This window comes from Methanosarcina sp. 2.H.T.1A.6 (genome assembly GCF_000979455.1).
GTDB lineage: Archaea > Halobacteriota > Methanosarcinia > Methanosarcinales > Methanosarcinaceae > Methanosarcina.
On record NZ_JJOY01000030.1, the window covers coordinates 54926 to 80908 of the forward strand.

Annotated in this window: 25 protein-coding genes; 7 read left to right on the plus strand and 18 right to left on the minus strand. The window is 44.1% G+C overall.

Annotated features, from left to right (window positions below):
• Positions 1-31 precede the first annotated feature (31 nt).
• The gene (locus EO98_RS07970; protein ID WP_048138294.1) at positions 32-556 is read left to right on the plus strand and encodes a GrpB family protein; all 525 of its coding nucleotides are present in this window, start codon (positions 32-34) and stop codon (positions 554-556) included.
• A gap of 211 nt (positions 557-767) precedes the next feature.
• Here the strand turns inward: EO98_RS07970 and EO98_RS07975 are convergent, their stop codons facing one another.
• On the minus strand, positions 768-1292 hold the full coding sequence (locus tag EO98_RS07975) for a hypothetical protein (RefSeq protein ID WP_048138296.1): 525 nt from the start codon (positions 1290-1292) through the stop codon (positions 768-770).
• 149 nt (positions 1293-1441) lie between these two features.
• Between EO98_RS07975 and EO98_RS07980 the strand changes: the two genes are divergently transcribed.
• Positions 1442-2065, plus strand: a complete 624-nt coding sequence (locus EO98_RS07980; protein ID WP_048138298.1) for a transglutaminase family protein — start codon at positions 1442-1444, stop codon at positions 2063-2065.
• 173 nt (positions 2066-2238) lie between these two features.
• Here the strand turns inward: EO98_RS07980 and EO98_RS07985 are convergent, their stop codons facing one another.
• The 3 genes from EO98_RS07985 to radA all read right to left on the minus strand — a co-directional run bounded on the left by EO98_RS07985 (position 2239) and on the right by radA (position 5428).
• Positions 2239-3189 (minus strand): tetratricopeptide repeat protein, encoded by a 951-nt coding sequence (locus tag EO98_RS07985; protein ID WP_052734450.1) that lies wholly within the window; start codon positions 3187-3189, stop codon positions 2239-2241.
• Positions 3190-3703: 514 nt separating this feature from the next.
• Entirely contained in the window at positions 3704-4384 is a 681-nt protein-coding gene (locus EO98_RS07990; RefSeq protein ID WP_048138300.1) for a phosphoglycolate phosphatase, read from the minus strand.
• Positions 4385-4450: 66 nt separating this feature from the next.
• Positions 4451-5428, minus strand: a complete 978-nt coding sequence (radA, locus tag EO98_RS07995) for a DNA repair and recombination protein RadA (RefSeq protein ID WP_048138302.1) — start codon at positions 5426-5428, stop codon at positions 4451-4453.
• 275 nt (positions 5429-5703) lie between these two features.
• Between radA and EO98_RS08000 the strand changes: the two genes are divergently transcribed.
• The 4 genes from EO98_RS08000 (at position 5704) to EO98_RS08010 (ending at position 7532) form a co-directional block, all read left to right on the plus strand.
• Positions 5704-6168 (plus strand): phosphopantetheine adenylyltransferase, encoded by a 465-nt coding sequence (locus EO98_RS08000; RefSeq protein ID WP_048138452.1) that lies wholly within the window; start codon positions 5704-5706, stop codon positions 6166-6168.
• A gap of 75 nt (positions 6169-6243) precedes the next feature.
• Positions 6244-6576 (plus strand): hypothetical protein, encoded by a 333-nt coding sequence (locus EO98_RS08005; protein ID WP_048132909.1) that lies wholly within the window; start codon positions 6244-6246, stop codon positions 6574-6576.
• On the plus strand, positions 6560-6709 hold the full coding sequence (locus EO98_RS18360; protein ID WP_156161067.1) for a hypothetical protein: 150 nt from the start codon (positions 6560-6562) through the stop codon (positions 6707-6709). Before EO98_RS08005 ends, EO98_RS18360 begins: the two co-directional genes overlap by 17 nt.
• Positions 6699-7532, plus strand: a complete 834-nt coding sequence (locus EO98_RS08010) for a TIM barrel protein (RefSeq protein WP_048138304.1) — start codon at positions 6699-6701, stop codon at positions 7530-7532. The genes EO98_RS18360 and EO98_RS08010 overlap by 11 nt, the downstream gene beginning before the upstream one ends.
• 129 nt (positions 7533-7661) lie before the next feature.
• On the opposite strand, the gene EO98_RS08015 is transcribed toward EO98_RS08010, so the two are convergent.
• The 7 genes from EO98_RS08015 to EO98_RS08050 form a co-directional block, all read right to left on the minus strand.
• On the minus strand, positions 7662-9023 hold the full coding sequence (locus EO98_RS08015; RefSeq protein WP_048138306.1) for an energy-coupling factor ABC transporter ATP-binding protein: 1362 nt from the start codon (positions 9021-9023) through the stop codon (positions 7662-7664).
• An 11-nt stretch (positions 9024-9034) separates the two neighbouring features.
• Positions 9035-9817 carry a cobalt ECF transporter T component CbiQ gene (cbiQ, locus tag EO98_RS08020; RefSeq protein WP_048138308.1) on the minus strand — a complete coding sequence of 261 codons (783 nt, stop codon included), beginning with the start codon at positions 9815-9817 and terminating at the stop codon, positions 9035-9037.
• 116 nt (positions 9818-9933) lie between these two features.
• Entirely contained in the window at positions 9934-10275 is a 342-nt protein-coding gene (locus EO98_RS08025; RefSeq protein WP_048138310.1) for an energy-coupling factor ABC transporter substrate-binding protein, read from the minus strand.
• Positions 10272-10979 carry an energy-coupling factor ABC transporter permease gene (locus tag EO98_RS08030; protein WP_048138312.1) on the minus strand — a complete coding sequence of 236 codons (708 nt, stop codon included), beginning with the start codon at positions 10977-10979 and terminating at the stop codon, positions 10272-10274. The genes EO98_RS08025 and EO98_RS08030 overlap by 4 nt, the downstream gene beginning before the upstream one ends.
• A gap of 700 nt (positions 10980-11679) precedes the next feature.
• The gene (locus EO98_RS08035; RefSeq protein WP_048138314.1) at positions 11680-12141 is read right to left on the minus strand and encodes a YqaA family protein; all 462 of its coding nucleotides are present in this window, start codon (positions 12139-12141) and stop codon (positions 11680-11682) included.
• 234 nt (positions 12142-12375) lie between these two features.
• On the minus strand, positions 12376-14958 hold the full coding sequence (locus tag EO98_RS08040) for an S-layer protein domain-containing protein (protein WP_235283962.1): 2583 nt from the start codon (positions 14956-14958) through the stop codon (positions 12376-12378).
• Positions 14959-15449: 491 nt separating this feature from the next.
• Positions 15450-16169 (minus strand): queuosine precursor transporter, encoded by a 720-nt coding sequence (locus EO98_RS08050; protein ID WP_048138322.1) that lies wholly within the window; start codon positions 16167-16169, stop codon positions 15450-15452.
• A 482-nt stretch (positions 16170-16651) separates the two neighbouring features.
• Between EO98_RS08050 and cca the strand changes: the two genes are divergently transcribed.
• Positions 16652-18016, plus strand: coding sequence for a CCA tRNA nucleotidyltransferase (gene cca / locus EO98_RS08055; RefSeq protein WP_048138324.1), 1365 nt, complete (start codon positions 16652-16654; stop codon positions 18014-18016).
• 75 nt (positions 18017-18091) lie between these two features.
• Here the strand turns inward: cca and EO98_RS08060 are convergent, their stop codons facing one another.
• The 7 genes from EO98_RS08060 to EO98_RS08090 form a co-directional block, all read right to left on the minus strand.
• Complete coding sequence (locus tag EO98_RS08060) at positions 18092-18940, minus strand: DNA-3-methyladenine glycosylase (RefSeq protein WP_048138326.1); 849 nt, start codon at positions 18938-18940, stop codon at positions 18092-18094.
• Entirely contained in the window at positions 18927-20405 is a 1479-nt protein-coding gene (locus EO98_RS08065) for an ADP-dependent glucokinase/phosphofructokinase (RefSeq protein ID WP_048138328.1), read from the minus strand. Before EO98_RS08065 ends, EO98_RS08060 begins: the two co-directional genes overlap by 14 nt.
• Before the next feature lie 212 nt (positions 20406-20617).
• Positions 20618-22093: an ADP-specific phosphofructokinase gene (gene pfkC, locus EO98_RS08070; protein WP_048138330.1), complete on the minus strand. Its 1476-nt coding sequence runs from the start codon at positions 22091-22093 to the stop codon at positions 20618-20620.
• 341 nt (positions 22094-22434) lie between these two features.
• Positions 22435-23622 carry a bifunctional ornithine acetyltransferase/N-acetylglutamate synthase gene (gene argJ, locus EO98_RS08075; RefSeq protein WP_048138332.1) on the minus strand — a complete coding sequence of 396 codons (1188 nt, stop codon included), beginning with the start codon at positions 23620-23622 and terminating at the stop codon, positions 22435-22437.
• A gap of 15 nt (positions 23623-23637) precedes the next feature.
• Positions 23638-24102, minus strand: a complete 465-nt coding sequence (locus EO98_RS08080) for a CBS domain-containing protein (protein WP_048138334.1) — start codon at positions 24100-24102, stop codon at positions 23638-23640.
• Between the two features lie 74 nt (positions 24103-24176).
• Positions 24177-25190: an N-acetyl-gamma-glutamyl-phosphate reductase gene (argC, locus tag EO98_RS08085; RefSeq protein WP_048138336.1), complete on the minus strand. Its 1014-nt coding sequence runs from the start codon at positions 25188-25190 to the stop codon at positions 24177-24179.
• A 104-nt stretch (positions 25191-25294) separates the two neighbouring features.
• Entirely contained in the window at positions 25295-25792 is a 498-nt protein-coding gene (locus tag EO98_RS08090) for a type IV pilin (protein WP_048138338.1), read from the minus strand.
• Between the last annotated feature and the right edge of the window lie 191 nt (positions 25793-25983).

Genomic DNA, 25983 nt, shown 5'->3' on the forward strand with positions numbered 1-25983 from the left:
TACTATTCTTTTGTATTTAGGGGCAGTAAGTATGGATGCAAAAATGAAAGGCATTGTAAGAGTTGTGCTATACGATCCTGAGTGGAAAAACGAATTCTTGAAAATAAAAGCGATGATTGTTGATTGTGCTGGTGACCTTTTAATTGGTGTTGAGCATGTAGGAAGCACAGCGGTTAAAGGTCTTGCCTCAAAACCTATTATTGATATTGATGTGGTCATTGATTCGTATGATATTTTTCCGGCTGTAAAAGACAGGCTTTCAAAAATTGGGTTTGAACACGAAGGAAATTTGGGCGTTGAAGGCAGAGAAGCTTTCAAAAGAACCTTTGTAGATGATTTCATGCCATACCATATGTACGTATGTCCGAAGAATGGTAAAGGTCATCTTGAGCATATTGCTTTTCGTGATTATTTAAGGAATCATCCGGAAGCTGTGAAAGCTTATGGGGAACTCAAAATGAGATTAGCTGAACAGTTCAGGACTGATATTATAAGTTATGTAAATGCAAAGCATGAATTTGTACAAAACATTCTTGAAAAAACAAATGATCCCTGAATGAAGAATTTGCTTATTTGTTATTTGCGTTAGCGGGCAATATACAGCGTTTTTGAATGACGAGGAGTTTGTCCTTAATCAGGGGGACGAATTATTCATCCCGAAAGGAACAGAACAGTGGGAAAAGATAACTTCTTACTCACTTCAGCAATTTTAGATTCTCCTTTTTTCACCCTCTTACCATTTCCCAGCATGTTCCATCAAGCCATATTCAGGATAGATTCCGGCGGATATTGATTACTAAGAACACCACTACCACAACAAATCCGATAGTAATTACTAGGGTCAAAATATGATGCTGTGCAAAACTATTAAAGAAGGACGTGAGTGCAAGTCCGACAAAAGTAATCGCGATTACATAGTAATTTTTATGCCTTGCATTAGAACGATATAATTTCAAATTATTATTTATGAGTTCATTGCCTTCTCGATATCCTATCATGCCGCCCCTATGTACCAACCTTCTATGGTGAAATAACACCAGCAAATTAAAAATTGAGATTAAAAAAGCCATGAGCATACAAAAAAAAGAAAAAGAGATGTGACGGGAACCAAGGGCTTCAAGGATGTTAGGGACTCCTCTGCCGAAAATGAAAGAAAGAGCTGTAACAGAAAAACCGAATACTGTAAATGTCAGGAGCATCAGCGAGTAAAATCGATCCATAATTTTGTTTTGTTCATCGAATAGATCTTTTTCAACATTTCTTTGTATAGTTTGGACTTCATCCTCTTCCATACCCTTGCCCCCTACCTCAATATCTCCCTTAAATTCAGAAAAATCGCAGCATTTATGGAATATTTATGGACGGTGGACAATAAAAAAGTAGTCCCGTATTAGCTTAAATTTTATACAGGATTTGTATTATTCATTTACAGGTGGCCAAAATGCACGCTGAAAGCAATAATCTTCAGGATTACCTCAAAAAGAGTGAGGTCATAGATTATGACCATAAGCTGATTGTTGAGAAATGTCTTGAATTACGGAAAGGTGTTAAAGAGGAAGACGAACTCGGCCTGATCAGGAAAATCTATGAATTTGTCCGGGATGACGTTCATCATTCGGGGGACGTCGGTACACAGGAGGTCACCTGTAAGGCATCGGAGGTTCTGGAAGCCGGGCACGGGATCTGCTGTGCTAAATCTCACCTGCTTGCAGCCATGCTGAGATATTTCGGGATACCGACAGGGTTCTGCTATCAGAAACTTTGTTCAGGTCAGGAAGGCATTAACAGGAAAGTCCTGCACGGCTTGAACGCTGTATATTTAAAAGACTTAAACAAATGGGTCAGGCTGGATGCAAGAGGAAATAAGCCGGGTGTTGACGCTCAGTTTTCCATAGAGGGAGAGAAAATTGCCTGGCCGGTAAATGAAGAGCGCGGGGAAGAAGACCATCCGGTAATATTCGTAGAGCCGAATCCGACTGTCGTTGAGATATTAAAGAAAAGTAATAACAGGAAAGAGATGTGGGCGCAGTGGGATCTTGGGCTGAAACACCTGTTTCGAGATTAAAAATTAATTCTAGGAAGATAGTTATTATCCATCCGAATGTAACTTCAGCTTCGAAAAACTCAACACGTAAATAAAGAATAGCATCACACAAAATGATATAGGGCTGATGAATTATAAATTTATAAAATGTGCGGCTCTAAAATGCCACACCACAAAAATTTTATATAAACCTATTAGAAGCTTTTAAGTTCAACTGCTTTTTTGAAAGCTTTTAACGCTTCTACAGATTCGCCTAACTTATACAGAGCATCTGCCTTATTGCCCCATGCATCTGCGAATTGAGGATTAATCTCTATTGCTTTATCGTATACTACTACTGCTTCCTCATAATTTCCCAGATTATATAGAGCATTTCCTTTGTTGAACCAAGCAGCGTAAAACTGTGGATTAATCTCTGTTACTTTCTCATAAGCCTCTATTGCTTCCTCATACTTTCCTAATTTCGAAAGTAAATTTCCTTTATTATACCAGGCCTCAAAGAACTGAGGATTAACCTCTGTCGCTTTCTCATAAGCCTCTAGCGCTTCCTCTGATTTGCCTAAACTGTTAAGTGTACTTCCTTTGTTGTACCAAGCCTTTGCGTATTGAGGGTTGATTTCTATTGCTTTCTCATATGCTTCAATTTCTTCCTCAGTATTTCTTAAATATCCAAGAGCAATACCTTTGTTACTCCATGCTTCAAAATATTGGGGGTTGATTTCTATTGCTTTCTCATAAGCTTCTATAGCTTCTTCATGTTTGCTTAATATTACAAGGCAATTTCCTTTATTGCCCCAGGCGCCATAGTATTGAGGATCGTTTTTTATTGCTTCCTCATATGCATATATTGCTTCCTCATACTCGCATAAATCATAAAGAACATTCCCTTTATTAAACCAACTGTCTGAATTTTGTGGATCTATTTCTATTGCTTTATCGTAAGCTTCTATTGCTTCCTCATAGTTGCCCGAATCATACAGATCATTCCCTTTATTGAGCATTGCAGTTGCATTTACATTGCTGGAATTAACATCATCAGAGTATTTTGGAATCTCTCCTACTACTTCTTCCCTAGATCCCCCTACAGATTCTTCTTCAGCAGATTCTTCCACATCGGAATCAATACATCCTGCAAATAGAATCATTACCAATATAGCAAAATAAAAAATAAATTTCAGATTCAATCGATTTAACATACTAAAAAAATAAAAGTTAATATTTAAATTTATTTTGGCTAAGATGGTAACATAAATTTTATTTTGAACTTCAATTTACCCCTCAGAAAATTTACAGCTATTTATCTCTATCCTGCTTTGACAGATTCTACTAATTAGTACAGTAATTCCTTACAAAAAATGCATTGCTTCGGTACATCATATCTAAGAAATGAAACACGTCAGAAATCATAAAACACAAGACAAAACTTTGAATTGTATGAAGAAAATAGAAGTATGAAGTTCATTTATACATTATAATCTATATGCTTCTGTTAAACTAGGATTCTATAGCAAATTCAAGATAAAAAACAATAGATATCTAGCTGATTTATAACTGAATTATTTTCAATCATTTTTCTTATTTTAGTTTCTGATGAATGCGGTTACGATATAAACTGACCTCAAAACTCAAAATATTTCTATGAGTTTCAAACACGAATTCTTAAATCCAGCCTTTCAATTCCAGATACTCGAAGGCTTCTACTGCCCCTTCCCCAAATGAGGCTTCTGTCACGTAATTGGCAGCTTCCTTTATTTTTTCATCGCCGTTTGCAACCGCAATCCCGAAACCGGCAGCCTCAAACAGTTCAACATCATTTGCAGAATCCCCTATTGCCACAAAGTCCGAAGCTTCGAGTCCCATCATTCCTGCAAGCTTCCGGAGGCCTGAGCCTTTGTCGATCTTGGTGCTTTTGATGTGGACTGCGTATTTGGTGTCAACCATTTCGACATCGAAGGGCTGGGTTTTCAGGAGGGCTCTGGCTTTTTCGAGGTCAAAGTTCCGGCGGAGGGCGATTTCGGTTTTCCGGTAGAAAGGGTCGAGTTTGGTGAGCTGGAAATGTTCGGAGAGGAAAGAAAAGGCTTTTTCACATTCTTCCAGGCTTTCTTCAAAAGTGCCGTTCAGATCGTAGCGGACGGTAACCGCGCCTCCGTTTTCGGCGATCACAGCCCCGTCCAGGCCTATAAGCTTTGATGTTGTCCTTGCATAACAGAGGATGTTGCCTGTGGCAAGAACTACCGGAACTTTAAGGGAACGGATTTTTTTGACGGCTCCAAGGTGGAGTTCCCTGTTTTCGCAGGTAATTGTCCCGTCAATGTCAACGACAATAGCTTTGAATTTCATTAAAAAGATATGGGAACGGGGAGATAAAATGTTTCCCCATTCATAGTTATTAATTGATTTCAACCTTCACTGGTCAGTAATTCCGGCTGTGGTGACTGCAACAACAGCTTCCCCTTCGGGCAGGTTGGGGGAGTCTACCAGGCGGATAATTCTCTTTTCTCCTTTGGACTTCCGGAGGTAGAGTCTGAAGGTTGCCGTGTGTCCCACAATATGTCCTCCGACAGGCCTTGTGGGGTCACCAAAGAAGGCATCTGGTTTTGCCATGACCTGATTTGTAACAACCACGCAGGCATTGAACAGATCTCCGAAGCGGAGCAGGCCGTGCATATGCTTATTTAGCTTTTGCTGCCTGTCTGCAAGGGTTCCCCTTCCTACATATTCAGCTCTGAAGTGAGCCATAAGAGAGTCAACGATCAACAGGCGAACGGGTTTTCCCATTTCCTTGAGCTCGTTTGCCAGGTCTGTTGCAGAGTCTACAAGAAGTATCTGGTGATTGGAATTGTATGCCCTGGCAACATGGATGTTCTGCAGGAATTCTTCAGGATTAAGTTCCATTCCGTACTTCTCGGAAAGCCCCTTTACCATCTGGGTGATCCTTTCCGGCCTGAAGGTATTTTCAGTGTCGATTATAATGACGGACCCGCCGAGACCTCCGTGTTCCCGGTCCATCTGGACATTCACTGCGAGCTGGTGAGCCACCTGGGTCTTTCCGGAACCGAATTCTCCGTACAGTTCGGTAATAGCCTGGGTTTCTATGCCCCCGCCCATCATTTCGTCAAATTCCGTACAACCGGTAGTCAGCTTGCCTACAAGTTTCCTTCTTTCAAGCACAATATCTCCGGTTTCAAATCCCCCGATATCAGCAGCCTGCCTTGCAGCATTGATGATTTTTGCGGCAGTCGATTCCCCTATTTCGGCTGTAGTTGCAAGTTCAGAAGGAGAGGCTACGGCCACTGCTTCAATTGTGTTAAATCCGGCTTCTTTGAGTTTTTCTGCAGTTGCAGGGCCAACTCCTGGCAGGTCTTCAAGTGCTATTTCGCTCATTACAGATTCTCCTAGATGCACATGTTTGTATAAGGTGCATGACAGTTGCTTCACTATGGTTTGCAGGTATATATAGCTAGAGTAAGCGGGGTGAAAGTATTCAGAAGGCCCTGTAAAACGCAGTTATAATGCTGCAAAACCTGGCAAAAAGGAGGAAAATAAGAGGTATTTTTCTGACAGTTACACTTACAAAAGAAAGGAGAAAAATAAAGAAATCTTCCCGAAAACCGAAAAAAACCAAAACTTCTTTTTACTTTAGTAGATTATCACCCATCATGCCAAAGGTCGCCTTAGGCGGTACGTTTCAGTATCTTCATGACGGACACGCCAGATTAATTGAAAAAGCGTTTGAAATAGCCGGGGGCGGAAAAGTCCACATAGGACTCACTTCGGACGAAATGTTACAAAAAAACCACAGCGTCGATATGTATGAAAACAGAAGGGGGCGGCTGCTGGAATACATAGAAAAAATGGGGGTTCCGAAAGAAAAATATGAGGTTACGAGGCTGAACGATCCCTACGGCCCGACTCTGGAAGAGGACTTTGACTACATAGTAGTCTCCCCTGAGACCTATCCGGTTGCCCTGAAAATTAACGGCATCAGAAAGGAAAAGGGGAAAAAACTTCTTGAAATTGTGTACGTTGAATATGTGATGGCTGAAGACGGGACCCCGATTTCATCCACACGGATTGCAAAAGGGGAGATTGACAGGCACGGCAGGCTAAAAAAAGAGATTTGAGGTCTGAATAGCTGCATCTTTCAGGCATACCCCCTTAAAAAGGTATAAATCAAGACCGAATCATAAAGTGATAACATGTCCAGAGAATTTACACAAAAAGACATTGAGATTTTTAACAAGCTTGCCCCCGAAGCAGGAGGAAATCAGATCTCAAGGGAAGCGGGGCACCATTTTCCATTCATCCTGCGCCCGATATCACACAAGTTTGCCGAATCTCCGGAAGACTTCAGAGAAAGGCTAGAGAGGCTGAACGCGGAAGAACTTGACTACCTTGTGGGACTTGCCCTTGAAGGAAAGGAAGATGTCCAGTCCCTGGACGAAGACCTTGAGGAACTGGTGGCGGTAGTCGAGGAAAAGGTATCTCCGGAAAGGGCAAAGCAGTTAAAGGACTTTGTGGGAATTTTCTAAACAGGAAAAATATTCTAAAGGGGGATTCTGGAAAAAAGATCCTGAAAAGAAGTATTCTGGAAAAAAGTCTGGAAAAAAGTATTCTGGAAAGAAGTATCCTGAAAAGGGAAATTTTGAAAAACATGTCATCTGAAAAACTTTTATTTGGGACTGCAGGGGTTCCCAGAAGCGCAAAAGCCAGCAATAGTACTGCAGGAATTGAGCGTGTCAGGGAACTGGGTCTCGACTGCATGGAACTGGAGTTCGTGCAGGGAGTACGCATGAGCGAAAAAGGTGCAGGAAATGTTCTGGAAACAGCCGGAAAAGAAAACATAGCCCTGAGCGTACATGCACCTTATTATATCAACCTGAACTCCCCGGAAAAAGAGAAATTAAAAGCCAGCATGGAAAGGATTTACAGGGCTTCAAAGATAGGCAGCCTCTGCGGAGCAGAGTCAATCGTACTGCACGCAGCCTTTTACCAGAAGAGCAGCAAGCAAGCTGTCTATGAGAATGTCTCAAAAGCCCTCAGAGAACTCACAGAACAGCTCCTGGATGAAGGGATACCTGCAGTCCTTCGTCCTGAGACCATGGGCAAACGTACCCAGTTTGGAACTCTTGAAGAAGTGCTTGCCTTAAGCGAAGAAATCGAAGGGGTTATGCCCTGCCTGGACTTTTCCCACATGCACGCAAGAGAAGGAAAGGAAAACTCCTATCCCGAATTTACGGCAATCCTCTCGAAAGTAGAAGATACTCTTGGAAAAGAAGGGCTTGAAAACATGCACATGCATGTTTCGGGAATAGAATATAACAGGAACGGGGAAAAGAGACACCTGGCCCTTAAAGAATCGGACTTTAATTATCCTGAACTTTTAAAAGCCCTAAAAGAATTCGAAGTTAGGGGACGGATCATTTGCGAAAGCCCTATCCTGGAAGAAGATGCGCTTCTACTCAAAACGACATATAAAGAAATATAAGGAAAGGGAAGAAAAAAGAAGGACAAAAAAGAAGGATGAAAAAGAAGGACAAAAAAGAAGGATGAAAAAGAAGGATGAAAAAGAAGGATGAAAAAGAAGGATGAAAAAGAAAGATGAAAAAGGAAAAAATCAGACCTTAAAAGCCTCAGGGTTACTATCCGTTTCTTCAGTCCATTTGCATCCGTCTTCCCTGTTAACCACGCCAACAGTAAATTCTATCCCGCTTTTTTCCACATACTCCCGGGTTCTTTTCAGAGCATGATCCACCATTCCGCCTGTTGTGAGGATAAGGCAGCGTTTTCCACAGAGGGCCATCAGGATCGACTTGTCTATAACGCCTGAGGTAACGTCCAGGCGGATTCCGTCCTGTTCGGCAAGAGTCTTGCTTTTCTTGCCCATTGCCCCCACAAAGGCAATTTCTCCATCTTTCAGGATCTGCCTGATTTCTGGCAGGGAATAGCTATCAGTATCATAAAGCAGCACCCCACCAGCTTTTATCCCTTTGCGCTTCAGCTCAACAATAGCCCTGCCGTCAGGGTGGATGTGCAGAACCGTGGCATTAACCGCTTCATAAGGAGAATGGGTCGCATATTCCCCATACATAACCCCGAGATTCAGGTTGTCGCCTTCCCGGACTCCGGGAGGGACCTCAACCCACATAAGATCAAGCGGCTTTAAAGTGTTGACAAGGTCAGGTATGCTTTTAGGGGAGTTTTTGCCGTATGCAAGTCCCCTCCTCTCAATTTCATGATAAATTTCAAGGGTAGTGGGCTGGCGCAGACCTGTTTTTTTAAGAAGCTCCTGCTCTTTGAAGACCTCCACAGGTGTCCCCTGCCCTATAAGTTTGCTGTTTGACATGAGGAACACATAGTCGGACCAGCGGTAAGCCAGATCCACATCATGCGTGGAGATGATGATAGTGCTTCCGAATTGGTTAAATTCGTTGAGCAGATCCATTATTTCATCCGCACCCACCGGATCAAGATTTGAAAGAGGCTCATCAAGGACAATCACTTCAGGCTCCATAGCCATAACCCCTGCAATTGCAACCCTCTTTTTCTGTCCTCCGCTGAGATGATGGGGGGGCTTGTCCTTCAGGCGGGAGAGCCCTACCTGTTCAATGGCTTGCTGTACGCAGGCATCGACCCTTTCTTTTGAGTAACCCAGGTTTGCAGGCCCGAAAGCTATATCCTGATACACTGTGGGAGCAAAGATCTGGTCATCGGAATTCTGAAAAACTATTCCTACGGATTTCCGGATTTCCCGGAGGGACTTTGAATCGTACTTAATAGGGGCTCCATGGAAGAGGATTTCACCCTCGTTTGGCTTTAAAGTCCCGTTCAGAAGCAGGAAAAGCGTGGACTTTCCGGAGCCGTTCTGCCCTACAAAGGCAATCTTTTTTCCTTTTTTGATCTCGATGTTTATATCCTGGACAGCTGCAGTCCCGTCCGGGTATGTGTATTTAAGGCCCCTGGTCTCAAGAATGATCATGATCTGTTACCTCAAATGATGGATATGTTTTTTGTAAAATAAAAAAGTGCAAGAGCTGAAAGGAAGTAAACAGAAGTCAGCAGTAGTTCTATTGCCCTTACAGGCCTGTGCACTTCAAAGAGAGTCATTTTTCCGTCATAACACCTGGAATTCATGGCAAGAAAGAGCTTATCTCCCTGCTCCCAGGACCTTATAAAAAGTGTACTTCCAAGCATACCCATTGAATTAAGGGAGCGCCTGAAGTTCGAGTAGCCTAACCTCACAGTCTGGGCATACTTTATTGAAAGGGCCATGTCCAGGAAAACAAAGATGTACCGGTAAATCAGCATGGAAAGCTCGATGAGGGATTCCGGAAGCCTGGTAGCCTTGAGCACGGCAAAGAGTTCTATCATAGGAGTTGTAAGCGAAAGGAAGTAAAGGCAGCACATCCCGCTTAAGGACCGTGAAAGTACCAGGAGAGCAAGCTCAAGCCCATCTGCCCTTACCGAGAGAGGATAACCTGCAAGGTTGAAGGACAGAAGCTCCTGCCCCGATCCTGAGAAAAAAGCAATGATAACCACACCTGTTAGTGCAAAGCCTACAGGGGCGAGCAGGAGTTTCAGGTATAATTTAAGGGGAGCCCTGCCGAGAGCAACTGTTGTAAAGCTCATGCAAAGGGCTATGAAAAGAGGAGTTATAGGGGATGTGGATGATACTCCTACAAGCAGCCCGAAGAGAACTATTACCAGCTTCAACCAGTTGTTTCGATGCCTTAGAGGGCTCATAAGGGCATAATCATCAAGGATATTGGTCATGTGGGGAACCTGCAGATAGGTAGATGAAAGCAAAAATCAAGGGTTAAAAATAAAAGGCAAAAGATAAAAACTTTCCTCCCCTGTGGGGAGGATAAGTAAAAGAGTAGAAGAAGAAATTATAAAGATTGCCTGTCGCTATCAGGCTTATTCTTTCCTTTGTATCCAAGCTCGTTTTCATAGTTTTTTTTAGCATTGTAATAGCCAAGGAAGTAACCGATGATCCCTGCGCCTATAGCTGCCTGAAGACCAAAGAGGAGGCTTTCGATTTCCCCGCTTGGAGGCTCCCAGAAAGGTTCTGCAATTGGTTCGTAGGTTCCGCCAGTGATCTCGTTAATCACATTTTCAGCTTCGCCGTCAGCTCCCCCATACTCAGCGTCCGTTGTGGACGACATATGAACGAACTGAACTGCGAAGATAAGAACAATTGCAAGCACAATAAGTTCCAGTTTTCTGCTCATGCGGAAATCCCTCTCAGTTTTTTCACGACTGCAGCTTCAATGACTTTCATTTCAATCAGGATATCGCTCTTGACGTTGACCACATACTTGAAGAGCAGGGCACTGATAGCGCCTTCCATGATTGCGAGAGGCACCTGGGTAACTGCAAAGACAGTGGCAAATTTGCCGAATGAACTCATAAAACCTGCAACGGTGAGTACTCCTCCTGCAGGATATGCCAGAGCAAGTTCCACAGAGGTGGTCACATAAGTTGCCCAGTCCCCGAAGGCTGTAGCAAGGAAAACCACAATATAGAAATTGAGATTTGCTTTCATCCCTGCCTTATAGACCAGGTATGCCACCACAGGACCAACGATGCCCATGGAAAAGACATTTGCTCCAAGAGTTGTAAGTCCTCCGTGTGCAAGGAAAAGTGCCTGATAGAGAAGCACGATGGTTCCGAGGACTGCGGAGATTGCCGGACCGAATATAATTGCTGCGACCCCTGTTCCTGTGGGGTGGGAACAGCTCCCGGTTACCGAAGGCAGTTTAAGGGAAGATAGCACGAAAACAAATGCACCTGCGACAGCAAGGAGAGGCAAAATCTCGCGTTTTTCGTTCACCAGCTTATTCATTTTATAGATGCCGTACATTATCACCGGAATTGACACTGCAAACCAGGCCTGCCACCAGGGGCTCGGTAAAAAACCTTCCATTATATGCATAGGATCACCATAAGGATATCAAGTAAATATTATTGTGAACAAGACAAGTTAAATTGAGTTAATGGATACATAAAGGTTACGGTGAGAGAGAAGCAGATGCGTGAGAGCCTATACAAATTAGTTTAGAGGTAATGATGTCCTCAAAACTGAGAGCACAAAAAACAAAACAAGCAAACTTGTATCAATTGAAAATATAATTCAGGAAATGCGTTATATAGAATATGCAATAAACACGACAGAAATCCATACCTGTAGAAGTCCATGAGAATAACTGAAGAAAAAGACGATGAGAAACATTGTAAATAAATCAAGAAAGTATAAGATATAAAGTGAAATTGCGTATAAATAGGAATAATAAAATGAAAAATAAAAAAAATAAAAAAATAAAAATGGAGGTTATAACCGAGCATATGCTCCGTTTTGAGGACCCGGAAAACAGGTCAGAATGGCAAGCAAAGCAAATAAAAATCAACTAAAATTGCTTTAGCAAAAAAGTATTGTAACCATAGCTATATAAATATATCCATCTAGTTCGTTTAGAGAAATGGTTTTGAAACAAGATCGCCAGATCGGGCGTAGTGTAGAATAAACATAAGAAGATTTAAAAGGAGAACCTGCCGGAATAAGGAATTACAATTTTTAAGATAAAAATTCCATATTACCGGTGAGAAGTTTAGATTCTTTTTGCCACTGGAAAAACTTAAAATCCGCCATTAAAAAACACTACCGAATAAGCAAGTACGAAATAACGCGCGAATTTCCCCAGAAAGACCAGGATTGAAAAAGACCTGAAAGAAAGTTGCATAAGCCCCGCAACCATGGTAATCACATCCCCTATACCTGGCACCCAGGTGAAAAGAAGAGTATAGACTCCATATTTATTAAAAAGCCTTTCACTTTTTTCGAGCTTTTCCGGGGAAGGAGAAAGATACTTCTCAAGCACATGCCTCCCTTTTAAACCGAGGTAGTAAGTGGTGCATGACCCGAGAAAGTTGCCAGTGGTGGCTACCATAACGACAGTAAAAGGGCTAAACCCCTGGTAAACTAGAGCGATTACCAGAGCCTCCGACCCGAAAGGCAAGACTGTAGAAGCCAGAAAACTCAGGATAAAAAGGTTCAGGTAACCGTAGTCAGTAATAAAAGCACTCAGGGTTTCAAGCATAGTACTCCTTCTCTTACATTCCTGCTTACTATTCTATTATATTATTTTATGCCTGCGTGAGGAAGCCTCCAGTAAAATATCAAGGAAAGTGTCCGGTTAAGATATCCAGAGAACTATCAAATGAAGATCCGGAAAGCTATCAGGTTGAAAGATGCGAAGAAAAAGAGAAGAAAAAGACCGGAATCAAAAAAAATTAATTTCCGGCCCCTGCTGCAGAAGAATTATCAAACCTGTTTAGTTCCTTCGTTTCCGGAGCAGTATAAATGCCGTGGCGAGTATTCCAAGAGTCGCAATGCCGCTGAGGAAAGGAGTTGACTTCGTTACTTCATAACTTCCGCTCATATCTCCTACCTCAACATTATATGTCCCTGCTTCTTCCTCAGTATGAGAGAAGTCGACCACCGTACTTGCACCAGCTTCCAAACTCACTGCTTTGGAATCAACGGATTCATTGTTGACCAGCAGTTCAACTTCGGTTTCTCCTGCAATATTGCCGGTGTTTTCAACTTTCACCTGGATTGTAACTGCATCTCCGCCCTTAACAGAAGCAGGCTCAATTGAGAAGTCCGAATATTCAAAATTGGCTCTGTCTTCAGAAACCTCAATAACCGTTTCTCCTTCCTCATAACCTGCCTTTGTAGCATTTACCGTATATGTACCTGGAGCAGTTACCCAGTAAGACACAGTGCCATCTGTACCCGTCTGTCCTTCAACTTTCAGTCCTCCGAAGAAGACATCTGCCCCGGAGACAGGTTTCTTTTCTACAGAGTCAGTAACCACTATGTTAATCTGGTCTCCTATCCTGACGGTTTCCGGAGAGATTGAGAGCAACAGCTTCAGGACACCTGCTCCGACAACATCCACATCCTTACTTCCGGAGATATATCCTGCCTTGTTTGCAGATAATGTGAATTTGCCTTCCTGATTGGGGGTGTACGTAAGAGTTCCGTCATCTCCTGTAGTCCCGATGCGCTCATCCTCAAGGAAGATTTCAACATCGCTGACTGAAACATTTCTTGCCATGACCTGAATTTCTGCCGCCTGTCCGACCACAAGGACATCTGGAGCTTCAATTTCCAGCTGATCCTGGGCAGCGCTCTCGACTTCAACAAAGGGATAGAAGCGCAGGACAGACGAATCAGCCACCTTGAACTTAACGTTGCCCATCAGGTCAATGGTATTGCCCTTTGAAAGGGAAATAGAATCCTCGTTTCTCATTGTGATTCCTGAGCTGGAAATAGTGCTTATTTCCATCCTGTCGAAAGACTCGCCCTGGGAAAGCTCACTGTAATCGTCTGAGATCTGGAAGACCCCCTCTATAAACACAGCATCGGTTTCCCGCGACCGGAAGACAGTGCTTAAGTGGACTGCGATCATCGGGACTTCTTCAGCTCCTCCGATGTCGGCTTCGTAGATATAGTCCCCATTCTGGGAAACGATTCCCGAATCCAGCAGCTTCCCATCTTTATACAGCTCAAAAAGCACACTTTTTCCGTTAATATCGACTTCTGAAGCCTTGAGCGAGTAGCCGTTCTCGAGAACTATTGAAGAGCCCGTAGACATCGACTTTTTGTTATCGTCGTCAATCAGGACTTTTGCGAGGATATTGTCCGAAAGCACACTCACGCTCTTTGAATTTCCAAAGGTATTCGCAGGATAGCCCGCGAAATACTTCTCAGCCATGAACCCGATAACCTCATAGCTTCCCCAGCCGTCATGCTCAAATTTCACAAGTGCCGGGCTGGTGGAATAAACAAGCGCTTCGTCATTAATTGACCTTCCACTGATTCCTTCTTTGAGGGTCAGGCTTTCGGTGGAGACATTTTCATCGATGCTGTAATAGAATCCTTCAAAGTTGAAAGGTGTCCAGACAGTTGTCTTAAACACTTCATCGTAGACCGTTCCTCTTAATTCATAGGTTCCGGGCTCGGAAGTCTCGACTATGGGAGCAAAGCGGAGTTCATTGGCATCAGCCACAACAAAGCTAAGTTTTCCCATTATGTCGATAGTATCTCCCTTGCTAAGAGTGATAGAATCACGGTTTTTCATTGTGATCCCTGAACTTGAAGTGGAACTTATTTCCATTTTCCCGAATCTGTCCCCATTCTCAATCTGGACGTATTCATCCGATATCTGGAAAATACCTTCAACAAAAACCGCATTGGTCTCTCTACCACTGAAGATCTGAGCTAAATGGACTGCAATGAGAGGTACATCTTCTGCAGCCCCAAGCTTGGTTTCATAAACATAGTCACTGTTGGAGGAGAGGAAGTCTTCATCCACCACATCTCCGTCCTTTTCGAGCTGTACCCATACGGTATCCCCATTAATGTCCACTTCCACAATGTTCAGGGAATAACCTTCTTCGAGTATGAGAGAAGAGCCCGTGTACAGGGATTTCCTGTCATCACTATCAGTCAGGATCTTCGAAAGCTGTCCTTCCGAAATAACACTTATATCGTCCTTTACAAAGCTGGAATTTTCTGTGTACCCCGCAAAATACTTCTCAGCCATGAACCCTATAACCTGATAAGAGTCCCAGTCCCCAAATTCGAATTCCGTTTTAATGGGTCTTGTCTCATATTGCAATTCATTTCTCTGGACACTCCGGCTGCCTTCAGTAAGCTGGATCGTCATATTCTCGGAGCCTACTCCGGTATCCAGGTCATAGTAAAAACCCGAGTACGTCTGGGGCGTCCAGGTGTAAGTAAAGTTCTGGTTTGAGTTTTCGTCCCATATACGGTTGCCTTCTGAACTTGAAACCTGTGCAGCTGCCGTTTCACACAACAATCCGAGCACTATAAGTAGACATAACATTTTTATATAATTTTTAATCCCCAAATTAGCCCTCCTTTTAATATAATGGAGCAAGGGTGCAGCCGTCCGGAAGCCCGAGAGAAAAACAGAAACAAAAAAGTTTCCTGAACACTCCCCGGAAGTTTTCCTGGATCCGGCTGCCCCCGTTTACTTTTAGAAATATTAAAACATTTAACTGGATACAGTTAAAGATATTGTATGGATAAGATAAAGATTTTTGGGTAATTGTAAGCATTAAATGAAAAACGAAATAAGAAATAATGGAAAAGGCAGGAGAATAGCGGAAAAAGAGAAATAAGGAGATAAAAAAGAAATAAGGACATAAAAGAGAAATAAGGGCATAAAAGAGAAATAAGGGCATAAAAGAGATTAAAAAGTAACATATCTTGACAAAATAATTTAAAAAGAAAAATTGTGAGCTAAAAGAGCTTAAAAAGAAAAATTGGGAGGGATAAAATGTATATTACATTTTTCCCGTTAAGCATTATATTTTACCTTTCAAGCATTTTTTTGTAGAGCACAAACCAGGGATTATCCAGAAAACCGATTATATTCTTACTGATAAGCTGCCCTATAAACAGAGGGAGAACTGGCATAACTCCATAAAAAGCAATGAAAACAAAGATCAGAGAATCCAGAGTGAGATTTACAATGTCACTTGCACTTGAACGGAGCCAGATGTAAGGATTTATCAGGGTATCATGCTTGAAGTTCTTTTCTTTATCAAAAAAGCGTTTTTTAAGGGCTGCAAAGACCCAGGCGTCAAGGTTCGAACAGACCATAAAAGAGACCCAGCTTGCAATTGTAATCCTGATGCTCAGCCCAAAGAGGCTTTTCCAGGCATCCTCCAGTTCAAAGAAAGGGGCAGGGCTGAGATTTGTAACCATGCCTATGAAGAGCACGAACAATACCTGGGTCGCAAAAGCGATAAGGATGGAAATATGCGTTCTCCGCTCCCCGTAGACCTCGTTAATCATATCCACTACCTGCGCAATAAAAGGATAGATGAAAACTGCCGCAGGAGCGTAGAAAGAGTAAAAACCAAGGTCAAATACAATAATGCGCGTGGCAAGGACCTGGGAAGCCGCCAGATAAACCACATAGAAAGCAGTGAGCACGGTAAAACCGTTTTCAGGCATTTTTTTTATAACATAGACAGACGCATAGGTAGCAATTGTTAGAGTGATAATCCAGTACAACCAGACGAACATTTTTTAACACAACCGGGTTTTATAGAGCTTGGAATGAACCGATGAGACTTGAAATAGAATGACAAGGACATGAAATGAGCTAAAAATTAAGAGAAGGTAAATCTGCAAACCTGCAAGATTCGGGAAATAGAAATACTGCCCATTTTATTTAAAGTGTGCATATATTCGTACCCCCGGAGTCTCCGGAGAATACCTTTATACCCGAGAATTCATCCCGCTCGAGAGGTTCCTCAGCCCTCCAATCTGGGAAATAGCCATCCTTTTTAAAATTCTACCCGGAGACCCATAAATTATAAGTTAAAAGAGAAGATTTCTGACCTGTAGAATCACAAATTAATTTCAGAATCACGAATTAACTCCATAACCATTACTAATCTCAGAATCATCAATAATCTCAGAATCATCAATAATCTCAGAATCATCAATAACTGAACTGCAGAATCCTGCAGAATCAAGAAATAACATATGGAGCCGTCCCGGGCATGGAAACGTACACCAGCATTCCAGAAGATCTGAAGCTTGCCGTACTTGAAAAGGTTAAACCCACGGAAGCCGAAAGAAAAAAACTCACAGCAGTTCAGGAGGAACTTGCCGCAGAGGTAATAGCGGCAGCTGAGAAACTTTGTGTATCGGATATTTTAGTAAAAATGGTCGGTTCTGCTGCAAGAGGCACCTGGCTCTCAGGCACCCATGACATTGATGTTTTTATCAGCTTTCCTGAAGAAACACAGAGAAAAGAACTGGAAATCAGTGGCATGGAAATTGCAAGGGAAGTGGCAAAACACGCAGAACATGCCGAAGACCGCCATGCCGAACATCCTTACCTGAACATTATTTTCAAAGGCTTTGACGTGGACCTTGTCCCCTGCTTCCGGGTTGCTTCGGCATGCCAGCTCAAATCCGCAGTTGACAGGACGCCTTTTCACAATGAATTTGTAAAAACCCACATAAAAGGGCGGGAAGACGAGGTCCTGCTTATGAAGCAATTCATGCGCGGAGGCGGAGTCTACGGCTCGGAATTGAGGACGCAGGGCTTTTCAGGCTACCTGACCGAACTCCTGATCATTCACTACGGCTCTTTCGAAAATGCCGTAAAAGCAGCCTGTACCTGGAAACCCGGACAGAAAATAGACATTATGCAGCACTCGGAAATGGGACATAACGAGCCTCTTGTTATAGTAGACCCGACCGACCCGAAGCGGAATGTTGCAGCAGCCCTCTCCCTTGACAAATTCTGTATGTTTATAGACCACTGCAGGGAGTTTCTGGCAAACCCTGAACTCAAATTCTTTTTCCCTGCCCCGCTCCTGCCGCTTGAAGACAAAGAAATCCTTGAGAAGCTGGAAAGCCGGAAAAGTTCCCAGCTTGCAGTTGTCTTCAAAACCCCGGACGTGGTCGAAGACGTGCTCTACCCGCAGCTCTATAAAATGGAACAGGCGACAGCTGCCCTCCTGAACGAATACGATTTTTCAGTGATCAAAACCGGGGTCTGGTCAGGGAACCCCGAGACAGTAATCATGCTCGAACTTATCTCAGGCACCCTCCCCAACATCAAAAAACGAATTGGTCCTCCGGTCTGGGTCAGAGAGCACGCTGAGAAGTTCAAAGACAAGTACGAAGGAGCTGAAAATGTTTTCGGAGGCTATATCGAAAATGGAAAATATGTCTTTGAAATCCAGCGCAAATACCCCACGGCAAAAGGGCTTCTTGAAGAACAGCTTGTAAACTGCTCCCTCGGGAAACAGGTGCATCAGAGCGTGAGTGAGGGCTTTGAGGTCATTGGAGACGCAGAGATTTGCAGGTTAAAGGATTCTGATTTCAGGGTTTTTTTGAGGAAATGGTTGTAAAAAGAATTTTTATTCATCAGATTCTAAGGAAAATGCTTAAAAAGAAATTAATAAAAAAGAGGTAGTAAAGAGAAATTAATACAGAGGGACAAAACCCTCCATCCTTTTCTGGTAAAAGAGGTACTGCTGGGCATACCCGCAATAGGAGCCGAAGTATTCTCGCCCCCATTCTCCCATACAGCTCAGGTTTGTGCAGGTTTCAAAGTAGCTGTCATCGATGTGGTAATGCTGGATAATCTGCCTGACGTGGGTATCTACGGGAAAGGCTTCCATTTTCTCGAAGGCGAAAAGAAGGACGCAGTCAGCAACCTTTTCCCCTATGCCGCGAATCCTCATAAGGCGTTCCCGCGCATACCTGTATTCCAGACGGAAAAGGACGTTAAGGTCAAGTTCACCTGAAGCCACTTCTCTGGCTGCCTCTTTTATGCGCTCAGCCCTGAAGCCGAGCTTGCATTTGTCAAGCAGGGACAGATCTGCATTTGCAAGAGCCTCGGAGTCCGGAAAACTGAAATATCCTTCTTCGAGCTCCTGTCCGAAAAACTGGCTCAGAAGGCAGATCCTTTTCTGAATTGTGGGGATGCTTGAAGCTGTTGCGAGCATGTAAGAAATCAGGCATTCCCAGGGGTCCTGTCTGATAAGATGCAGACCTCTGTATTTGCTGATCGCCCTGTTTATCAAAAGGTCTTTGTTTATGCTTTCATAGATCGAAGGCAGGTTGTCATCCAGCCGGAAATAATGAGATAAAAATTCTGGAGGAAGTTTGGAATTGACAAGCAGTTCCCCGCTGTCTTCCTCCTGAGAAAGCCGGATAACCTGGTCTCCGACAACTCCTGTCCACCAGTCCCCATCCTGTTTCCAGCGGAAAACCTGTCCGCAATCGAGAGTATAGTTCAGGTTAAAGATTTCGGGCTTAAGCCTGTACATCCAGTTCAAGCCCCCTTAGAAAAGTTCCTGCAGTTAGCGTGTCCCCGAGCCCCACAGTAGTTAGAGGAGATTTGCAGAGCAGTGTGGGGAGTATGCAGATTATGTAGCCTTCCATTAGAGCAAAAGCGCCCTGCCCACAGGTTTCTCCGCCGAATGCTTCAAGGAAAAGCCGCACCTGCTGCCTTCCAAACGGGCTCTCCTGAAGTTTTGAAGCTTCCTTTTCTACAAATTTCCGCCCTTCGAGCCTGCCTGAAGCCGCATATGCTCCAGCACACCTGAGCCCGAAGCCCATGGCTTCAAGATTTTTTTCGGCTGCTTTTAACAGGGCAGGGCTTTTTCGGTCTCCCCATTTCCCTGAAATCTCACCCTCGTCCGAAATTTCAGAACCACCAGAGCTTCCGGAATCCGGCTTAAAGGCAGCCAGGACAAACTCCCTTGTGTGAATGAAAAGTTTGCCGAGCCCATGTAGGGAAGCAAGTTTACAAGCTGCCATTCCTACAGCTTCGGCTTCCATACGCAAAATCCCTTCAGCCGGAATTCCGTGCAGGTTGTGAAGCATTGCAAGCTCGTCCTCGTTCATTCCGATGCTGTCTGATGTCCCGGCAAACTTTAGAAAGACAGCATTTGCAACTTCCCCGCTTGCAAAATGCCCGAATTCTACGTGGACCCTGAGCTTTTCGTTCTTTGCCTTCCAGGCCTTGAGCCGGGAAAACGAATTATCAAGGACCTCTTTGTAGGTGCTGCCGTCAGGATAGGTCTCAAGCAGAAGGTGAAAACCTGAGATAAGTGCTCCGTCCATCTCTCCGGCATGCTTCAGGGCATAGCTCTCAAAAGCAGGGCTGGTAAAGAGCCTGAAATTCAAATGGTCGCAGGTTGCTATGAAACGGTTTTCCCTCGGAGCCCTTATTTCTGTCCCGTAAAGGGAAAAGGTTTCACCTTCAGAGAAATCAAAAACGAAATGTATGGGATCCTGGTTGCTGAAAGAAGAAGGAGAAGAAGAAGAAGAAGGAGAAGAGGTGTTATTTCCAGACCCGGAATCCGATTTTTCCTCTGTTTGCAGAGGGACATCCGGGAAATATACTGCTTTTTCTGAGAATAGAGAAAGCTGGGTCTTTGAAGGAACTGCAACATTCGGGACTACTCTCGAAGCCCCGAGTTCGGAAAGGGCATTTGCCATTATCCCGGCGTTTCCGCCCATCCTTACAAGGGATTTATCAAAATAACGGTTCTTCAGAAACTCAAATACAGCCTGCTCAAAAACAAGCCATTCGGCTCCGCACCCGTTTTTCATACAATAGGCGAGCCCTGCCGCAAAATCGGATTCCGAAAGGATTTTTCCGGGAGGATTTTCTATTTTTTCAAGGATTTCGGTCCTTTCAAAAGCACTCAGCAGCTCCGAGATTTCGGCTCCGCTTATCCGGTATACGGAATCTATGTTTACATTATAACCGCAAAGTATGTTCATCTAACCGGTTCCTGTAGATTCAAATGGAAAAGCAGCCTCTTTTTCAGGCACTCAGATTGGGAATTTTTCGATCCATTACAAGACGAGGCAGATAGAAAATCTGCCTCATGAGGCTTATTTTAGAGAATTTATTTGTAGAGAATTTTGTTTAGAGAATTTATTTTTAGGGAATTTATTTTTAGAGAGTTTTGTTTAGAGAACTTTCAGAGAATTTATTTTCCTGCCTGTTTTTGTTTCATCTTCGCAAGCATGGCAGCAAAAGCGCCTGCTGAAATCGTATCTCCTATCCCTACCGTAGCTTTAGGCCTGTCTACTACCTTGGAAGGGATAAGAATAGCATCATGGTCCGGCCCGTAGATATATCCGTACTCAAACTCATCCGAACTGCAGAGCTTTCTTCCTGTGCAGTAAAGCTTGAAGTTTTCGAGATCTTCTAACCCTTTAACTGAGACAGGCACTTCCAGCCCGGCTTCGGCTTCCGTAAGGTTCTCGATATTTCCATTGAGGGCCTGGGCAGCTGCCAGAACCGAGGAAAAGAGCAGGGCGTCCCTCTGTTCTTTCAGGGTTAGAGGGTGGCCTTTTGCAAGGATGCAGATGTAAAAGCCAAGAGAGTGCACATGGACTCTCTCAAGGTCCAGGTCCTTCATGAGCTGGACAGCCCCCTGGTAGAGGGACATAATCCCGTTTTCTCCTTTCTTGATCACGGAATACGATAGTTCCTCATATCCCAGCACGTTCAGGGCATTTGCCACCTCCACGGTGTCAAGGCCTAGGGAATGGACATGCATGGCAACAATTTCCGTAAGGATGGCTTTTCTTATCAGCCGGTTCTGGATGGATGTAAGTTCCACATGAATGCGGAGTTCGGGGTTCAGGGACTTCAGCTTTTCAATAACCTTTACGGAATGTTCAACATAATCTTTATAGGTGGACCCGTCCTCGTATTCTTCCTTAATCATCTGATAACCGGAAAGCATTGCCCCGTCAACCGGGAGGAGGGAGTCAAGGTGTTCGTAAATCTGTTTATCCATGTCCAGGCGAAGCCATTTGGGGCGGGAGGAGATGATCAGGCGATTATCCCTCGGGACCTTGAAAGTGCTCCCGGCGCAGGCCACATTCAGGTCTTTGGAATATTCAAATATCCAGTTAACCTTTGAGCCGGTCCCGGGCTTGAAGGCTTCTCCAGGGGGCTTCAGGAAGACTTTTCCATTTTCCACCATTGGGTGCAGGAGATTGCCCGTAGCTGCAAAGTATTCTGCCTGCTCCTCAGAAAGCCAGGGAACATAAGCTACCACCTTTTTCAGCTCTAACCGGGCAAGGAGATTTGAAATAATCCCTGCCTGGCCGCCCATGCGGGCATAGTCAAAACCCAGGTGCTCCTTCAGCCATTCATGAGTATCTGCGGTATATGCAGGCACTTCTGCGGCTTTCCCTTCCCGCATAGAAATGAGCAGGCGGGCAACAAAGTCCAGAGGTTCTGCAATCTCTCTCGGGTATACCGCAACCCTGTCCTGAATTTCAGCCTCATCAAAAAGCCCGACAAGCTTTGACAGGTCTTCTTCAGTCAGGTGCCTGATAGCATCGATATTGCTGTTATAAGCTACAAACATCCCGTCCAGATAAGGAAGTGCTTCTTTTGCATCGTAAAACGCTTCTTTGTGACGCTGTTCCCATTCTTCTATGTCCACTTACGTAAACCCCCTGGGAATAAAACAAAGTATCCGGAATTAAGAAGTTTAATTGACCTTGAATAAAGGAAAATAAAGGGAAATAAATCAAAATAAAGGAAAAAATAAAGGAAATTAAATCAGGGTTTTTGAGTACCCTGGGTTATCCTGCTTATATTTTCCCTATTTCCCATTTTACGTTTATTTTATTTAACTTTGTGCAGATTGGAGACCTGAGGGCAGGTCAGGTTGATCTGAATTCGAGATCCTGCTGTACATTTTACATTAGATCCGGCTGTACATTTTACATTAGATCCGGCTGTACATTTTACATTAGATCCGGCTGTATATTTTACATTAGATCATGTAGTATATTCTGCATTAATCCTTACATAGTCGTAAGTCAGATCGCATCCCCAGGCAGTTGCGGACTCCTCCCCCATTCCAAAGTCAAGGGTAATGATAATTTCCTCATTTGCCATTATCTTTTTCAGGAGCGCAAGATCTGAAGCCCTGGAAATTTCTCCGGACTTCACAAGTTCGACTTCTTCTCCCCCTCCTGAGAAAGATAGGGAAAGCCTTTCCTGCTCAAGTTCGGCACCCGAGTATCCGGCAGCAGCCACAACCCTACCCCAGTTAGGGTCCTTTCCGAAGATTGCGGACTTGACCAGAGGTGAGCGTACAATAGATTTTGCAGCAAGCCTGGCGTCTTCATAAGTTTTTGCGCCTATGACCCTGGCTTCGATAAGTTTCGTGGCTCCTTCCCCATCCCTTGCCATCTTTTTTGCAAGGTCCGTGAACACGTAAATCAGCCCTTCCTCAAACTCGTCGAGGCACTCCATACAGGGCTTGACTCCGGACTTGCAGGTGGAGGTGAAAAGCGCCATATCATTTGTGCTTGTGTCGCCGTCGACAACAACCATGTTGAAGGTTTTATCCACAGCTTTCCTGAGAGCCGCATCAAGGACATCCGCAGGCACTTTTGCATCGGTGTATGCAAAGCAGAGCATGGTCCCCATATTGGGCTCGATCATGCCCGAACCTTTTGCAATTGCCCCTATCCTGACCCCGCAGTCGAGTTCCACAGCCGCCTCTTTTAAGGTTTTATCAGTGGTCATAATCGCCTTTGCAGCTGCCCGGCTGCATTCAGGGGAACTGCCAAGCCCCTCAAGGACTTCAGGAAGATGTTCCCTGATCCAGGAAACATCAAGCCTTCTGCCAATCACCCCGGTTGAGGCAACAGCAACAGAATCGGGATCGAGGTCAAGCTTTTCAGCGAGCGTCGAAGCCATTTCTATAGCGTCCAGAAACCCGTCATCGCCTGTAAAAGCATTGGCATTCCCGCTATTTACAATTATAGCCGAAAGCCTCTGCTCGGTTTCGATCAGTTTTTTGCTCAGAATAACCGGAGCTGCAACCACCTTATTCTTTGTAAAAACACCTGCTGCAGGGCCTTCCGCAAGGATGACCGCAATTCCCATTTTTCCGGGTTTTATCCCGTTTGCAGTTACGCCCCTTACTGCACATATTCCACCCTCGATTTGCTTCATGAAAACACTCCTCATTCAAAGCTTTGCAAGGCCTTCAATAATATCTCCGCGCGTGACAATTCCAACCACATGGTTATTTTCCATTACTGGAAGCCTGTTGATCCTGTGCCTGACCATAAGTTCAGAGGCTTCTTCAACAGATGCTTCGGAAGAGATTGTGTGCACGTCCTTTGTCATCATCTCTTCAACCTTTGTAGAACCAACATCAGAAAGCATTTTTTTAGTTTCTTCCCAGCTAAGGAGTTCCCTTATTGGGACCTCTATAACTTCAAAAGGGCTTGGAAGCCAGAGGTTTCCTTTTTCTGGAATTACGAGCAGCTCAAGCAGGTCAGCCTCACTTACTATCCCTACAAGCTGTCCATTCTCAAGGACAGGAGCTCCACTGATATTGTTTTCCTTCAGAACCTTTGCAGCTTCCCGGACTGTGTTGTCAGGCTTGCAGAAGACAACGTCAGAATTCATGACATCTTTTACTTTCATCGGACTACCCCAGAGATAAATTCCATTCTTTATTTTAATCCGTCACCAGTTATATGTTCTCGCCTGTTCTACCTTTACGGCGCTGCCGCAGGCAGCCAGAGTCCGCGAGTCTCAGCCAGTCCGAACATAAGGTTCATGTTCTGGATAGCCTGGCCTGATGCGCCTTTGACAAGATTATCGATTGCCGAGAGCACTACAACCCTGTTATTTTCTTTATCCGCCTCAAAACCTATGTCACAGAAGTTAGATCCCCTGACAGCAGTAAGGGAAGGGACTCCTCCCGGAAGCCGGACAAAGGGTTTACTCCTGTAAAACTCCTCATAAATCCCCTGCACATCTTCAGTAGAAAGAGGCTCTTTCGTAAAGAGGTGAGCAGTTGTAAAGATCCCCCTGACGGATGGGATTACATGGGGAGTGAAGCTGATGTTCCGAAGCTTTCCGTCCAGTCTTGTCAATTCCTGGAAAATCTCAGCCCTGTGCCTGTGGGCTGTAAGCTTATATGGGATAATGTTTTCAGCGAGGTTCGGATAATGAGAGGTTCCCGTAGGCGAAATCCCGGCCCCTGAGATCCCTGTTTTGGAATCAAAGACTGCAATATCGATTAACCCTGCTGCCGCAAGAGGGGCTGCTGCAAGGGTTGCTCCGGTAGGAAAACAGCCCGGATTTGCCACAAGCTCTTCCTTTGCAGCTTCAGGGTGAAGTTCTACCAGTCCGTAAACTGTCTTTCTGGGGTCTTTGTGCTCCATTCCATAAATTTTTTCAAATACCGGGATATCAAGCCTGTAGTCTGCACTGAGATCGATCACCTTTGTGCTGCCGTCGAGCAGTTCAGGTACATAATTCATAGCAGTCCCGTGAGGCACCGCCACAAACACAACATCACAGCGCTCCCTGATTTCTTCGGGATCCGGATTTTCATACTTTAAGTCCAGAAAACCTTCGAGATGCCTGTGGGTGCTTGTTACGGGTTTTCCTGCAAGACTCCGCGAAGTTGCCAGCTCGAGCCTGATATCGGGATGGTTTACCAGTAAGCGGAGGAGTTCTCCTCCTGTATATCCGGAAGCTCCTATAATTCCTGCCTTAATCATAAGTACTCACTGCTAGTGTAATGTCAATACAAGATAATTAAGCTTGTTATCGAAAAAACCAGAGAGATGGCTCTAAGGACTATTGACCGGGGAAAAGAATACGCTCATAAAGGTAATTCCGGCTTTATAACCATCTGCCTTTTGACTTCAAGATCACGCTTTGCAATAAGGGCACCGCTTTCATAATCAACCACCTTTACAGAAACCCTATCCTCCGGATCCAGTTTCATTGCAGGCAGTCCACTCTTATTCAGAGCAAGCACCCTGTGATCCCCGACTCCAAGGGTGCCCAGTGCAGAGTCATTGAGCGGGTATGAAGTCCCATTAATATCCATGATAACAGATAGTGAGGAACTGTCGAAAAAGAGATGATCTCCCCCATCATGTTTGAACTCAAGTGAACTGTCATCATCCGAAAAATACACCGTGAGTTTTGCTGCTGGTGACCCTTTGTGGAAGGAATCCGCATATCCCGAAAAAATGACTGCTGAAACGAGGCCTGCTAGAATGAAAACAATTGCAATTGAGAGTGCCGTCCCGATGACAGGAGCGGTTCCTTTTTCATCTGAGAACGCGACTACGGAAAAATGTTTGGCCGTCATATTACCCCCTGAACAGAAAATCGTACAAATAATATTAAGACAGTGTAGTTTAAATTTATAGATATATAAGTTTATTCCAGACAGTTCCGGACAGGTTCATATCAGCTTCAATCAAGAGCAAAGATATGAAAAAACTGTAGTAAAAGGCAAACTATTTTACCTTTATCAACCTTATTTCCTGCAAGAAAATT